At 68.3% G+C, this 13,197-nt stretch carries 15 protein-coding genes; 5 read left to right on the plus strand and 10 right to left on the minus strand.

The window, feature by feature from the left end; translation table 11 throughout:
- Positions 1-104: 104 nt before the first annotated feature.
- The 3 genes from ACWIGI_RS36455 to ACWIGI_RS36465 form a co-directional block, all read right to left on the minus strand.
- Entirely contained in the window at positions 105-449 is a 345-nt protein-coding gene (locus ACWIGI_RS36455) for a DUF732 domain-containing protein (RefSeq protein ID WP_454208121.1), read from the minus strand.
- Between the two features lie 78 nt (positions 450-527).
- Positions 528-1,616: an acyl-CoA dehydrogenase family protein gene (locus ACWIGI_RS36460; RefSeq protein ID WP_454208122.1), complete on the minus strand. Its 1,089-nt coding sequence runs from the start codon at positions 1,614-1,616 to the stop codon at positions 528-530.
- A gap of 15 nt (positions 1,617-1,631) precedes the next feature.
- Positions 1,632-2,813 (minus strand): acyl-CoA dehydrogenase family protein, encoded by a 1,182-nt coding sequence (locus ACWIGI_RS36465; RefSeq protein ID WP_454208123.1) that lies wholly within the window; start codon positions 2,811-2,813, stop codon positions 1,632-1,634.
- A 95-nt stretch (positions 2,814-2,908) separates the two neighbouring features.
- Between ACWIGI_RS36465 and ACWIGI_RS36470 the strand changes: the two genes are divergently transcribed.
- On the plus strand, positions 2,909-3,577 hold the full coding sequence (locus tag ACWIGI_RS36470; protein WP_454208124.1) for a hypothetical protein: 669 nt from the start codon (positions 2,909-2,911) through the stop codon (positions 3,575-3,577).
- A 5-nt stretch (positions 3,578-3,582) separates the two neighbouring features.
- Here the strand turns inward: ACWIGI_RS36470 and ACWIGI_RS36475 are convergent, their stop codons facing one another.
- The 5 genes from ACWIGI_RS36475 to hsaA all read right to left on the minus strand — a co-directional run bounded on the left by ACWIGI_RS36475 (position 3,583) and on the right by hsaA (position 7,915).
- Positions 3,583-4,170, minus strand: coding sequence for a hypothetical protein (locus tag ACWIGI_RS36475; protein WP_454208125.1), 588 nt, complete (start codon positions 4,168-4,170; stop codon positions 3,583-3,585).
- 192 nt (positions 4,171-4,362) lie between these two features.
- Complete coding sequence (gene hsaB / locus ACWIGI_RS36480) at positions 4,363-4,941, minus strand: 3-hydroxy-9,10-secoandrosta-1,3,5(10)-triene-9,17-dione monooxygenase reductase subunit (RefSeq protein WP_454208127.1); 579 nt, start codon at positions 4,939-4,941, stop codon at positions 4,363-4,365.
- Positions 4,942-4,961: 20 nt separating this feature from the next.
- Positions 4,962-5,861, minus strand: coding sequence for an iron-dependent extradiol dioxygenase HsaC (gene hsaC / locus ACWIGI_RS36485; RefSeq protein ID WP_454208128.1), 900 nt, complete (start codon positions 5,859-5,861; stop codon positions 4,962-4,964).
- A gap of 2 nt (positions 5,862-5,863) precedes the next feature.
- Positions 5,864-6,742, minus strand: coding sequence for a 4,5:9,10-diseco-3-hydroxy-5,9,17-trioxoandrosta-1(10),2-diene-4-oate hydrolase (gene hsaD, locus ACWIGI_RS36490; RefSeq protein ID WP_454208129.1), 879 nt, complete (start codon positions 6,740-6,742; stop codon positions 5,864-5,866).
- A 3-nt stretch (positions 6,743-6,745) separates the two neighbouring features.
- Positions 6,746-7,915 (minus strand): 3-hydroxy-9,10-secoandrosta-1,3,5(10)-triene-9,17-dione monooxygenase oxygenase subunit, encoded by a 1,170-nt coding sequence (gene hsaA / locus ACWIGI_RS36495; protein ID WP_454208130.1) that lies wholly within the window; start codon positions 7,913-7,915, stop codon positions 6,746-6,748.
- 214 nt (positions 7,916-8,129) lie between these two features.
- On the opposite strand from hsaA, the gene ACWIGI_RS36500 reads away from it, so the two are divergent.
- Positions 8,130-9,365, plus strand: a complete 1,236-nt coding sequence (locus tag ACWIGI_RS36500; protein ID WP_454208131.1) for a Rieske 2Fe-2S domain-containing protein — start codon at positions 8,130-8,132, stop codon at positions 9,363-9,365.
- Positions 9,365-9,694, plus strand: coding sequence for a hypothetical protein (locus tag ACWIGI_RS36505; protein ID WP_454208132.1), 330 nt, complete (start codon positions 9,365-9,367; stop codon positions 9,692-9,694). Before ACWIGI_RS36500 ends, ACWIGI_RS36505 begins: the two co-directional genes overlap by 1 nt.
- Here ACWIGI_RS36505 and ACWIGI_RS36510 read toward each other — a convergent pair.
- Both ACWIGI_RS36510 and ACWIGI_RS36515 read right to left on the minus strand, forming a co-directional pair.
- Positions 9,691-10,101, minus strand: coding sequence for a cupin domain-containing protein (locus ACWIGI_RS36510; RefSeq protein ID WP_454208133.1), 411 nt, complete (start codon positions 10,099-10,101; stop codon positions 9,691-9,693). The two genes, ACWIGI_RS36505 and ACWIGI_RS36510, sit on opposite strands and share 4 nt — an antisense overlap.
- Before the next feature lie 48 nt (positions 10,102-10,149).
- Positions 10,150-11,250: a saccharopine dehydrogenase NADP-binding domain-containing protein gene (locus ACWIGI_RS36515; RefSeq protein WP_454208134.1), complete on the minus strand. Its 1,101-nt coding sequence runs from the start codon at positions 11,248-11,250 to the stop codon at positions 10,150-10,152.
- 119 nt (positions 11,251-11,369) lie between these two features.
- Between ACWIGI_RS36515 and ACWIGI_RS36520 the strand changes: the two genes are divergently transcribed.
- Together ACWIGI_RS36520 and ACWIGI_RS36525 are read left to right on the plus strand one after the other, a co-directional pair.
- Positions 11,370-12,287 (plus strand): AraC family transcriptional regulator, encoded by a 918-nt coding sequence (locus tag ACWIGI_RS36520; RefSeq protein WP_454208135.1) that lies wholly within the window; start codon positions 11,370-11,372, stop codon positions 12,285-12,287.
- A gap of 54 nt (positions 12,288-12,341) precedes the next feature.
- Positions 12,342-13,079 carry an SIR2 family NAD-dependent protein deacylase gene (locus ACWIGI_RS36525; RefSeq protein WP_454208136.1) on the plus strand — a complete coding sequence of 246 codons (738 nt, stop codon included), beginning with the start codon at positions 12,342-12,344 and terminating at the stop codon, positions 13,077-13,079.
- The last annotated feature ends 118 nt before the right edge of the window (positions 13,080-13,197 follow it).

Raw genomic sequence — 13,197 nt, forward strand, 5'->3', positions numbered from 1 at the left:
CCCGGGCCGCTACCGCCGCGGTTCCCGCCCCGCCGCTTGATGATTGGCCGAGACGGCGAACGCTCCCGGGGCGTGGGCCGCCGGGAGCGTTCGGGGTCGGTGGGCTACCAGGTGGGGCAGAGGTTGTCCTGGGCCGCGGCTATGTAGAGGCGGGCCTGTTCGTCGGTGATGGTGATACGTCCGCGCGAGTCGCGCGAGACGTTGCTCTGCATCGCGGTGGCGAGTTCTTCGGCGGCGATGCCGTGCCCGAGGGCCGCGCAAACCTTGTAGCCGTCCTGCAGGACGGCGTCGGGCTTGGTCCGCACCCCGTCACTGAACGCGGGCAGTGCGGCGGCCACCGCGTCGAGGTAGGCCGCTTCGTCCGGTGCCGCGGCGGCAACACCGGAAACGGCCGCCGTCGCCAGCGCGGTGAAAACGGCGACGCCCGCCAGTCGGCGAATGATAGTCACGTATGAAATCCCTTCTTCCCCAACAACATACCGATGGCGAAGGCTGGACTGCCAATCGTTTTCAGCCGGGGGAATCGGTCAGGTCGCCTGTGCCAGGTGGGCGCCGAGGGCGCGGAGGTGGGTGGTGGCGCCGGACAGGGTGAACTCGACGCGTTTGGCGGCCAGGAAGTGGCGGTGCAGGGGGTGGTCGAGGTAGATGCCGGTGCTCGCGTGGACGTGGACGGCGGTGTGGGCCACGCGGTGGCCGGCCTCGGCCGCCCAGAAGGCGGCCACCGCGAGTTCGGGGGCGCAGGGGCGGGACTCGGACTCCAGCCAGGCGGCCCGCCAGAGGGGGAGGCGGACCGCGTCCACGTCGATGAGGGCGTCGGCCAGGCGCTGGCGGACCGCTTGGAACGCGCCGATGGGTTTGCCGAACTGGTGGCGGGTGAGGGCGTAGTCGGCGGTCGCGCGGAGGGCGCGGTCGAGGTTTCCCAGCTGGTACGCGCAGGCGGCCAGGGTCGCGTGCCGGTGCGCCCAGGCCACGGCGGTGTCGCCCGAGTGCCGGTCGCCGACGATCGCGTCGCCGGGTACCACGACGTCGTGGAATTCCAGGAGCGCGGCATCGGCGGCATCGACCACGCGCTGGCTCCGGACGACGAGACCCGGGGTGTGCCGGTCGAGCATCGCCAGTAGCGGACCGGCGGCGGTGTTCGCTTGCACCAGAAAGGAATCCGCGTGCGCGCCGGCGGTAACCACACTGCTCGATCCGGTGATGCGCCAGGTGCCCCGGTTCCGGACGGCGGTCAGCGCACCGAACTCGGTGGAGAGTACGGGAGCGATCGGGCCCTCGCCGCGCAGTACCGGGGCGGCCCAGCGCTCGAACTGTTCGGGCGTGCCGAACCGGGCGAGGGCGCCCACCCCGACCGCGATGGCGGCCGCGTACGGGATCGGCGCCACGGCGCGCCCGATCTCGACCAGGACCGCGCACTGTTCGAGGACGCCGAATCCGCTGCCGCCCAGCTCGTTCGGTACGGCGATATCGAGCAGCCCGGCCTTCGCGAACCGGGTCCAGAGCTCACGGTCGAAGCCGGTGCCATCGGCCCGGTCCGGAGCCGCCGCCCGGCCGGTGAGCAGTTCGCGGGTGAGCGCGGTGAGGTCATGCTGAGCCTCGGTAGGTGTGAAATCCATGGTTTCCTCGCGAATTCAGCGGGTGACGGGCAGGCCGAGAGCGGTTCTGGCGACGAGGTCGCGCTGCACCTCGTTGACGCCGCCACCGAAGGTGAGAATCAGCGACGACCGGTGGTAGCGCTCGATCCGGCCGCGCAGCAGCGCGCCGGGAGAATCGGCGCGGACGATCGACTCCGGACCGAGCACCTCCATGAGCAAGCGATACGCCTCGGTCGCGAACTCGGTGCCGAAAACCTTGGTGGCCGAAGCATCTTCGGGCCCGAGCTCGCCCGCCTCGATGGCCGCCGCCGTCCGCCAATTGCGCAACCGCAGATAGTCGGCGTGCGCGTACACCCGGGCCAGATGCGTCCGCACCCATTCGGCGTCGATCACCCGGGACCCGTCCGGTCGCCGCGTCCGCCGCGCCCACTCCAGCACCTGGCGCAACGATTCCGTCAGCGGCGCGGCCGAACTCAGCGCCACCCGTTCGTGATTGAGCTGATTGGTGATCAACCCCCAGCCCCGGTTCTCCCCGCCGACGAGATTCGCCGCGGGGACCCGCACGCCCGAGTAGTACGTGGCGCTGGTGCCCACCCCGGCCATGGTGTGCACCTTGGTCCAGGAGAAGCCCTCGGACTCGGTCGGCACGATGAACACCGACAACCCACCGTGCCTGCCCGCCGCCGGATCGGTCCGCGCGGCCAGCCACACGTGGTCGGCGTACTCGATGAGGCTGGTCCACATCTTCTCGCCGTCGATGACGAACTCGTCGCCCACGCGCACCGCCCGGGTGCGCAGCGCGGCGAGATCGGTTCCGGCCTCCGGCTCGGAATACCCGATGGAGAAGTGCAATTCACCCCGCGCGATACGCGGCAGAAATTCCGCCCGCTGCGCCTCGGTCCCGTACCGCATGATGGTCGGCCCCACCGTATTGATGGTCAGATACGGCACCGGCACCCCCGCCGCGGCCGCCTCGTCGGTGAAGATCATCTGCTCCACCATCGGCCGGCCCTGCCCGCCGAACTCGACGGGCCAGCCCAGCACCAGCCATCCGTCCCGGCCGAGCCGGCGTACCAGCTCCCGGTAGGCGACGCCGTCGCCGTGTTCGCCGCCGGGCCCGGTCAGTCCGGCGCGCAAGTCCGGTGTCATGAGATCGGCGAAATACTCACGCAGCCGCATACGCAGCCGATCCTGTTCCGCGGTGTAGCTGATGTGCATCGGCCGAAGGTAGATCCGCGCGACCCCGCCTCCCCGAATTCGGCAGGAAGCTGCCAACTTCCGCGAGCGCCGGATTTCGGGGACATGATGGGGGAATGCGGCAGCACGATCGGATCCCGCCCGGCATCATCAGTCTGCGCCCGGGCGCGGACGTCGGCAGCGATGTACGGCAGTTGCTCGGACGCGTCCGCACCGAGGCGGTGGTGGCCGTATCCAGTCCGCTGCACCGTCATTCCGGCTTGGGACACAGCGTGATTCGCGACCTGCTGGCCACCGGCAAGCAGGTCCGCCTGCTGTACTCGCCGGACTACCTGGATTCGGGCGACCGGCGCCCGCTGCTCGAGGACTCCTCGCTCGTCCCCGAGATCCGGGTCACGTCGGGCGATTTCCACAACACCTTCATCATCGACCGGCACGCCGCCGTGCTCTGGAGCGGAGTGGGCGCGCGGCAGCCGTACATGGTGCTGGTGCGCGACCCCGCGCTGATCGGCGCCATCCACCGATTCGCCACCATGACATGGGAATCGGCGGAACGAATCGCGCCCCGCCCGGCGGCGGCCCACATCGCGGGCGACGAGCGCGCCATGGCCATTCTCGGCACGCTCGACCGCGGCCTCACCGATGACGCCGCCGCCCGCGAACTGAACATCTCCCTGCGCACCTACCGCCGCGGCGTCGCCGACCTGATCTGCAGGCTGGGCGTGACGACCCGATTCCAGATCGGCGCCCGCGCGGCGCAGTGGGGACTGCTGCGCTCGCGATAGCCGCGCTACTTGTAGCAGGACCAGTTGTCGTCGACCTTGCGGGCCTGGAGGTCGGGGGACTGGTACTGCCAGATGCAGGCTATGCGCATGTCCACCTCGGACTGGCAGACCCAGGTCTTCTTGCCGGTCTCGAGGGTGACCACGGCGGCGCGGACGTTGTCGCTCGAGGGGAAGGTCTCGCGGCAGTAGCCGGGGAGATCCTTGATGCCGGTCATCGAGAGGCCGTCGGGCCGGTAGCAGACGCCGCTGTTCGGGTCGTCGCGAGAGAAGCGCAGTTGCAGGTCGTTTCGCTGGTACTGCCAGTTGCAGGCCAGGTCGAGCTGGATCTCGGACATGCACTGGGCGCCGTTCACGCCGGTGAAGCCGTAGGAGATGCAGTGCTGCGCCAGATCGACGCCGCCGACCCGGGTGGTGGCGGGGGCCTTGGCGGCGTGGGTCTCGTAGCGTTGCCCGCCGGCGAATCCGAGCACCAGGAAGACCACCGCGGCGGTGACCGACCCGATGACGATCCACGCCTTCTTGGGAACCTTCTTCAGCTGCGGGATCACATGGGTGGATATCGGTTCTATGAGGCTGGCGAGAAAGCTGAGCATCGGGCCCCCGGTCGAGTGATAGCCCCAGCCTACCAATGGAAACCGGCCGGTACCAGCGAGTTTCGGCCCCCGGCGCGATCCCCGATTTCCCAGGATTTCGCGGACGCCAGTACCCACACCACCGCGACAACGAAAAACGCATCCCCGCCGCGATCGCGACGGGGATGCGTTCGAATAGCCGAGAGCGTGAACTCAGAGCCAGGTGTCGAGCGTGGTGTTCGTCAGGAAGTGCTCGAGGTCCGCGCGCCACGGCGCGGGCACCGTCTTCTCCGGTTCGATGGCCGTGTACTGGCCCCGGTAGAACAGCAGCGGCCGCCCGGAATCGGTGGACTCGGACAGCGCCTGCACCCGGCCGATGACGATGTAGTGATCGCCGCCGTCCACGACCCGGTCCACGACGCACTCGATGGTGGCGAGCGCGTCGTCCAGCACCGGGAGTTCCAGTTCCGAAGTGCGCCAGCCGACCCCGGCGAACTTGTCGGGTTCGCGGGAGCCGAAACGCGCGCAGACCGGCTGCTGCTCCTCGGCCAGGATGTTCACGCAGAACTTCCCGTTGGCCTCGATCGCCGCCCAGGACTTGGACCCCTTGGTGGGGCAGAACAGGACCAGGGGCGGTTCCAGCGAGAGGGCGGCGAACGATTGGCAGGCGAAGCCGATCGGCGCGCCGTCCTCCCCGAAGGTGGTGATGACGGTGATACCGGTGCAGAACTGGCCCAGCACATTGCGGAACTGCCGCGGATCGATGGCCGGCTGTTCGTCGGTCGTGGTCATTGTCGCCCTCTTCGTTCGCGCTACTTGAATCCGACGGTGAAGTCGTGACCCCACAGGCTGACCGCCGTGGACTCCCGGGCGATCCAGGAATCGTCCTCGACTTCCAAACCCTCGCAGCCGAATTCGATGTCGAATCCGCCCGGGGTCTTCATATAGAACGACAGCATCTTGTCGTTGATATGGCGACCGAGGGTAGCCGACATCTTGACCTTCTTGCGGTTGGCCCGATCCAGGCAGAGGCCGACGTCGTCGGAGTTCTCCACCTCGACCATGAGATGCACGATGCCGGTCGGGTTCGGCAGCGGCAGGAACGCCAGCGCGTGATGGCGCGGGTTGCAGCCGTAGAACCGCAGCCACGCCGGATCACCGTCGGCGTCGCGGCCGACCATCTGCGGCGGCAGCCGCATCGAGTCACGCAGCCGGAAGCCCAGGACGTCCTGGTAGAACGCCTGCGCGGCGGCATCGTCGGTGCAGGTCAGCACCACGTGGCCCAGCCCCTGCTCGGCGGTCACGAACTTGTGGCCGTACGGGCTGACGAAGCGGCGGCCCAGGTACTGCATGCCGTAGAACGCCTCGAGGACGTTGCCCGCCGGGTCCGCGAACCGGATCATGCCCTCGACGCGGCGCTCGGCGAGCTCGTCCTTGGTGCCCTCGGTGAACTCGACGCCGTGCTTGGCGAGGGTCTCCCGAAGTCGTTGCAGCGCGGGCCCGTCGGTGACCTCCCAGCCCGAGACGAGCAGTCGGTCGCTCTCGTGGGGAACGATCACCAGGCGCGCCGGAAAATCGTCCATCCGCAGGTAGAGCGCGTCCGGGTCGGGCCCGGTGCCCTCCATCATGCCGAGCACTTTGAGCCCGTACTCACGCCAGGCCGCCATGTCGGTGGCCCCGATGCGCATGTATCCGAGAGCTCGAATACCCATGGTCACTTCTCCTTGACGCCGAGCAGGAAGTCGGTTGCCAGGCGGTTGAATTCGTCGAACTTCTCCAGCTGCGCCCAGTGCCCGCAGCCGCCGAACACGTGCAGCTGCACGCGCGGCACCATCTTCAGCGCGACCAGCGCGCCGTCGATCGGGTTGACCCTGTCCTCGCGGCCCCAGACCATGAGCACGGGCTGGCGCAGCTTGTACGCGTCACGCCAGATCATGCCCTTCTCGAAGTCCGCGCCCGCGAAGGACTTACCCATCGCGCGGGTGGCCTCGAGGGACTCGGGCAGCGACGCCGAGGCGAAGCGCTCGTCGATCAGCTCCGGGGTGATGAGCTTCTGGTCGAACACCATGATCCGCAGGAACGCCTCGAGGTTCTCGCGGGTCGGTTGGTAGTTGAACTTGCTCAGCAGCTTGACGCCCTCGGTGGGGTCCGGCGCGAACAGGTTGGTGGACAACCCGCCGGGGCCCATGAGCACGAGCTTGCCCGCGCGATCGGGGTAGTCCAGCGCGAACCGGGTGGCCGCGCCGCCGCCGAGCGAATTGCCCAGCAGGTGCACGCGTTCGGTGATCCCGAGCGTGTCCAGCAGGTCCTTCAGCGCGGACGAGCTGTGCACGAAGTACTGCGGGTGATCGACCGGCTTGTCCGACAGCCCGAACCCGGGCTGATCCACCGCGAGCACGTGGAACTCCCGCGCCAGCACCGGAATGTTCTTCGAGAAGTTGGACCACGACGACGCGCCGGGCCCGCCGCCGTGCAGCAGCACGATGGTGGGGCCGTTGCCGACGCCGGCCTCGTGGTAGTGCAGCTTCAGGTCTTCGCGGACCTGGGCGTACTTCGAGGTGGACTCGAAGGTGATCTCTTCGACAGTGGTCATGGACTACACCATCGTGTCGGTGATCGGGAGCCCGAACGCGTGGGTGCCGTACATGACGTAGGCGCGCTCGGCGTCGTTGGCGGCGTGCACGCGGCCGGCGTGCGCGTCGCGCCAGAAGCGCTGCAGCGGAGTGCCGTTGGCGAGCGCGGTGGCGCCCGAGGCCTCGAACAGCTTGTCGATGGAGGCCACGGCGCGGCCGGTGGCGCGCACCTGGTCACGGCGGGCGCGGGCGCGCACGTCGAACGGCACCTCTTCGCCGGCGACCAGCAGCGCGTACTCGTCGGCCACGTTGCCCGAGAGCTGACGCCAGGCGGCGTCGATGTCGCTGGCGGCCTCGGCGATGCGGACCTTGCCGAACGGATCGTCCTTGGCGGCCTCACCGGCGTAGGCGGCGCGCAGGCGCTTGCCCTGGTGCTCCACGTGCGCCTCGTACGCGCCGTAGGCCATACCGACGATCGGCGCGGAGATGGTGGTGGGATGGATGGTGCCCCACGGCATCTTGTACACCGGGTCGGTGTTCTGCTCCAGGCCCGGCGACTTCAGCTCGCCCATGGCGCGGAAGCTCAGGAAGCGGTGCTTGGGCACGAAGACGTTCTCCACCACGATGGTGTTGGAGCCGGTGCCGCGCAGGCCCACCACGTTCCACACGTCGTTGATGACGTATTCGGTGCGGGGGATGAGGAAGCTGCCGAAGTCGACCGGCTTGCCGTTCTTGATGACCGGACCGCCGACGACCACCCAGTCCGCGTGGCCCGAGCCCGACGACCAGGCCCAGGAACCGTTCACGGTGTAGCCGGTGCCGTCCTCGGTCACCAGGCCCGCACCCATGGGCGCGTAGGAGGAGGAGATGCGGACGTCGGTGTTCTCGCCCCACACCTCTTCCTGCGCGCGCTGGTCGAACAGGGCCAGGTGCCAGTTGTGCACGCCGATGATGCCGGCGACCCAGCCGGTGGAACCGCACGCGCTGGCGATCTTGCGAACGGTGTCGTAGAAGACGACGGGGTCCGCGGCGTAGCCGCCCCACTGACGCGGCTGCAGCAGCTTGAAGAAGCCGGCCTGCTGGAGATCCTTGATGGACTCCTCGGGAATCTGCCGCAGGTCCTCGGCTTGCTGGGCCCGCTCGCGGAGAGTGGGCAGCAGTGCCTCGACCCGCTCAACTACTTCTTGCGTCATCGCGCCAGTTGCTCCTGCCTGGGTAATCGGGCGGTTCTCGTTTGTCTCTGAGACTAGAACACGTTCTTATTTATGTCGAGAACAGAGGGCGTCGGCCGGACCGATCCGGGCGCGGCGTGCCTCACAAGGACTTTTGTCCGTTGTTTGGGTGGACAGCTGGCGTGAAGCGCCGCTGTTTTGTAACGTGTTCTAGTACTTCCAGAGGAGGATGACAATGTCGACAACCCCGCCGGGTCCCCGTGGGAAGGTTCGCGAAATCGACGTGGGTGCCATGCCCACCCGGTACGCCCGGGGCTGGCATTGCCTGGGTCTCGCGAAAACCTTCCGTGATGGCAAGCCGCACTCGGTCCAGGCCTTCGGGACCAAGCTGGTCGTATTCATGGACAGCAAGGGTGATCTGAAGATCCTCGACGGCTACTGCCGGCATTTGGGCGGCGATCTGTCCATGGGCGAGGTCAAGGGCGATTCCATCGCGTGCCCGTTCCACGATTGGCGCTGGGGCGGCGACGGCAAGTGCACCGGCATCCCGTACGCGCGGCGCGTTCCGCCGCTGGCGCGGACCCGGTCCTGGCACACGCTCGAGCGTAACGGGCAGCTGTTCGTGTGGCACGACCACGAGGGCAGCAAGCCCACCGACGAGGTCACCATCCCGTACATCGACGGGCCGTTCAAGGACGCCGACGGCAATCAGCTCGAGGAGCTGTCCGGCGAGTGGACGGACTGGACCTGGAACTCGTTGCTGATCGAAGGCGCCAACTGCCGCGAGATCATCGACAACGTCGTCGACATGGCGCACTTCTTCTACATCCACTACGCCTACCCGACGTATTTCAAGAACGTGTTGGAGGGCCATATCGCCACCCAGTACCTCGAGACCAAGGGGCGTCCGGACAAGGGTGCGGCGGCCGAGGCGGGCATCGACACGCTGCTCAAGTCCGAAGCCTCGTACTTCGGTCCGTCGTACATGGTCAACCCGCTGCTGAACATCTACAGCGGGTTCGAGGTCAAGACCGTTCTGATCAACTGCCACTACCCGGTCACGCAGAACTCGTTCGTGCTGCAGTGGGGCGTCGCGCTGCAGAAGCCCAAGGGCCTGCCCGACGATCAGGCCGAGGGCTTCGCGCGGAAGATGACCGACGGCGTCAGCGAGGGCTTCCTGCAGGACGTCGAGATCTGGAAGCACAAGTCCAAGATCGACAACCCGCTGCTCACCGAGGAAGACGGCCCGGTGTACCAGCTGCGCCGGTGGTACGACCAGTTCTACGTCGATATCGCCGACGTGGATCCGAAGTCGACGCAGCGCTTCGAGTTCGAGGTCGATACCACCAAGGCCAATGAAGCCTGGGCCATCGAGGTCGAGGAGAATATGGCCAAGAAGCGCGAAGCCAAGGAGGCCGCCGCGGCCGCCGAAGCCGCGGGCGCTGAGACCTCGCAGGAGGCGAACGTCTGATGACCACCTGGGCGAAGGCACCCGATTTCGCGGACCGTCCCGAGCGGCAAGCGCAGGTGCGCGCCCAGACGGTCATCGACAAAGCGCACTACATGGAGTCCGGGCTGACGCCGATCGCGTGTCAGTCCTGCGGGACCGAGGTCATGGTTCGCAAGCACAGCTCGAACCAGAAGACGGTGCAGTGGACGGTCAATCCGGCCGATCACTGCCCGGTCTTCCGCAAGATGGCCGAGGCCGGGCCGATCTTCGGTAGGCCGGACTCCTGCCCGAACCTCGAGAAGACCATCGACCACGCGGTCGCCGAAGGTCTGCTCGAAATAGACGACTAGTCCAGACGGAAGTCTGCGAAGTCGAATCCCGGGGCGACGACACAGCTCACCAAGGCATAGTCGTCGCCCATCGGGCGGGCGGATTGGGAAACCCCACCGGGAACCACCGCCTGGGGCCGTTGCCCCTGCTCGGCATCGGGTCCGAGGATGATCTCCTCACCCCCGATGTTCAGCAGTAGGGGACCGCCACGATGCCACATCCAGATCTCGTCCGAGCGCACCGTGTGCGGTGCGGACTGCTCTCCGGCCAGGAGCAGGAAGTAGATGGCCGTCGCGCTCGAGCGCGGGCCGGCATAGCCCTCGGGCTCGAATTCCACCGCACTGCGCCAGGTCTCGCGATACCACCCGCCTTCGGGGTGCGGCTGTAGATCCAGCTCGGCGGCGAGTTTCGGCCGATCATCGCTCATGGGGCCACCCTAGCCCGGCCGGCGCCGCGGCCGCGCGAGGTGACCGGGTCACCGGGGTTCGATGCTCCAGGTGATGCCGTGCGGCGCGAGGGAATTCAGGAATTCCTCGGCCTCGAAGGCCTCCGCCGGTGCGAGCGCGCCGGGCGCGATGCCGCCTTCCGCTAGCCGCACCGCCACCTCGACCGCCATGATCGCCGAATCGCGGTAGGAGTCCACGCCGTCGACCAGGCCGCGCACGCCCGCGCCGTCGGCGCCGTAGGCGTCCACGATCAGGTAGTACCGCAGATCCGCGTCCGGCGCCTCGGGCATGGAATCCAGTGCCGCGGCGGTGAATCCGCTCAGATGCGCGTTGATCGACGCCGCCACCGCGCCCGCCACGTAGGCCACGGCCGAATGCCGGGGGATGGTGAGCACCGAGGACTGCGGGAACTTCACCACCGGCGTCGGAGCGGTCTCCCCGGGGAAGGTCATCTCCGGATGCCTGGTCGCCGCGCCGACCCGGAGTGCGCCGTTCTCGTAGTGGTAGCCGCCGCCGATGAACCAATCCCGGTTCGCCAGTACGGTTTTCGCGCTGCCCTTGGAGCCGTTGCCGCCGCTGCGGCTGAGGTGGCTCAGGACCAGCTCGGCCGGTCCCTGCACCCGGCGGGCGACCAGGTGGCCCAGCAGATCGCCGGTCAGGTTGTTGTCGGTGATGCCCGAGAGCAGGGTGACCCCGGCGGCTTCGGCTGCCGCGCCGTGGTTTTCGAAGACCCGCTCCAGGAAGAGCTGTTCGCCCGAGGTGTCGGTGTAGTGCGCGCCCGCCTCGATGGCCGCGGCCACCACGGCCTCGCCGTGCTCGATGAAGGCGGACAGCGCGCTGATCACCACGTCGGCGCCGGCGAACGCGGCGACGAGGGCGGCGTGATCACTCAGCTCGGCGACGCGGACCTCGGCGTCCGGCAGGCCCGCGGCGGTGGCGGCGGTGCGCAGGCGATCGGCGTTGCGGCCGACCAGGATCGGGGTCAGGCCGAGTTCCCGGATCCGGTCGAGGAGGTAGCCGGCGGTGTGGCCGGTGGCGCCGTAGACGGCGATGGCGGCGGGGCGCGGGGCGGTGGAGTCTGCCGGAGCGGTCGAGGTGGTGGCTGCCGGGGCGGTGCTGGTCGATGTCATGTATCGAAGATTATTGAGACTTTATGAGCATATGAATGGCTGTTCGGCTCGATTTCATATCCGATTCGCTCATGGCATGAGTGTGGAAGTCATGTCGCCCGCGCGCTAGGGTGGGCCGGGTGGATATTCTCAGCGAGACCATCGCGGCGATTCGCACCGCGAACCCCACCTCCGGGATGTTCGTCCGGCACGCGCCGTGGGGCCGGAGTTATCCGCTGATGCCGGGCGCGGGATTCCATGTGGTGCTGCAGGGTTCGTGCTGGGTGCTGACCCCGGCGGGGGAGTCCATCGCGCTCGGGGCCGGGGACGTGCTGCTCATGCCGCGCGGCGCGGATCATCTGCTCGCCGACGATCCGGCTACGCCCATCACCGAGATCGCCAGGCCCGGTGAGCCGCGCGAGATCGTCGGGCCGGGTCCGCGCACCGCGCTGCTGTGCGGCGCGTACGAGCTGGGCGGCAAGCGCGGCCATCCCATGCTGGACGAGCTGCCGGAGTTCATTCACCTGCCCGCGCGGCCCGGCAGGCATCCGGCGCTGCGCGCGGCGGTCGATCTGCTCGCGGGTGAACTCGCCGAACCCCGGCCGGGATCGGACGCGGTGGTGCCGTCCCTGCTGGACGCGCTGTTGCTGTTCGCGCTGCGGGCGTGGTTCGACGAGCAGGCGGCGGTGCGGGCTCCGGGGTGGGCGGGCGCGTTCACCGATCCGGCGGTGACGACGGTGCTGCGGGCGATTCACGAGGCGCCCGAAAAGAACTGGACGGTACCCGAATTGAGCGAGCTGGCCGGGGTGTCGCGGGCGACCCTGGCGCGCCGCTTCACCGGCACGGTCGGGGAGCCGCCGCTGGCGTACGTCACGCGCTGGCGCATGCTCACCGCGGCGCGGCTGCTGCGGGAAACGGATACGCCATTGGCCGGAATTGCCCGAAAGGTCGGTTATCAATCGGAATTCGCGTTCGCGAAAGCCTTCAAACGGGAGTATTCTCTCGCGCCCGGGCACTATCGGCGCGCGATCGGCACCCCGGATGTCATTGCGGTGTAAGGCTTCTCGAATCAATGTGGCTGTGCGCCCGGAACGCGCTCTACCCTGGTCAAGATGACGGATTGGCGTAGGCGCACGGGGCCGATCGGGGTCCTCACCGGAGCGGGGATATCCACCGACTCCGGAATTCCGGATTTCCGTGGTCCGCGCGGGGTCTGGAAAGCCGATCCCATCGCCGAACTGCTCTCGACCTACCAGAACTACGTGGCCGATCCGGAACTGCGCGTGCGCTCCTGGCAGGCCCGCCGCGACAATCCCGCCTGGGCCGCCCGGCCCAATCCCGCGCACGAGGCACTGGTGCGGCTGGCCGCGGCGGGGCGCGAGGTCGGCATCATCACCCAGAACATCGATCGACTGCATCAGCGCGCAGGATCCGAATCGGTCGTCGAGATCCACGGCAACATGTTCGACGTGGTCTGCGTCGACTGCGCGTACACGGCCACCATGCGCGCGACCCTGGACCGCGTCGCCGCCGGGGAACCCGATCCGCCGTGCCCGGACTGCGGGGGAATCCTCAAGGCGGACATCATCATGTTCGGCCAGCAACTCGATCCCGAGGCCATTCGCGCCGCGGTCGAGATCGCCGAGGACAGCGCGATCTTCCTGGCCGTCGGCACCTCGCTGCAGGTCGAACCGGCGGCCTCCATGTGCGCCCTCGCCGTGGACAGCGGCGCGGATCTGATCATCGTCAACGCCGAGCCCACGCCCTACGACGTGTACGCCGCCGAAGTGCTGCGCGAACCCATCGGGGTGGCGCTGCCGCGCCTGGTCGAGGAAGTGCTCGCGGCCTGAGCCCGCGGGTCGCGTGTTCCGGAGAGTTCGCAGGGAGGTGACGTGCGGGGTGACGCCGGTCGGGGACCGGCGTAGGTAGATCGTCAGCGCGTGGAATCGAGGTCGTCGTGAATCTGTC

The sequence above is a fragment of the Nocardia sp. NPDC055321 genome, assembly GCF_053645575.1.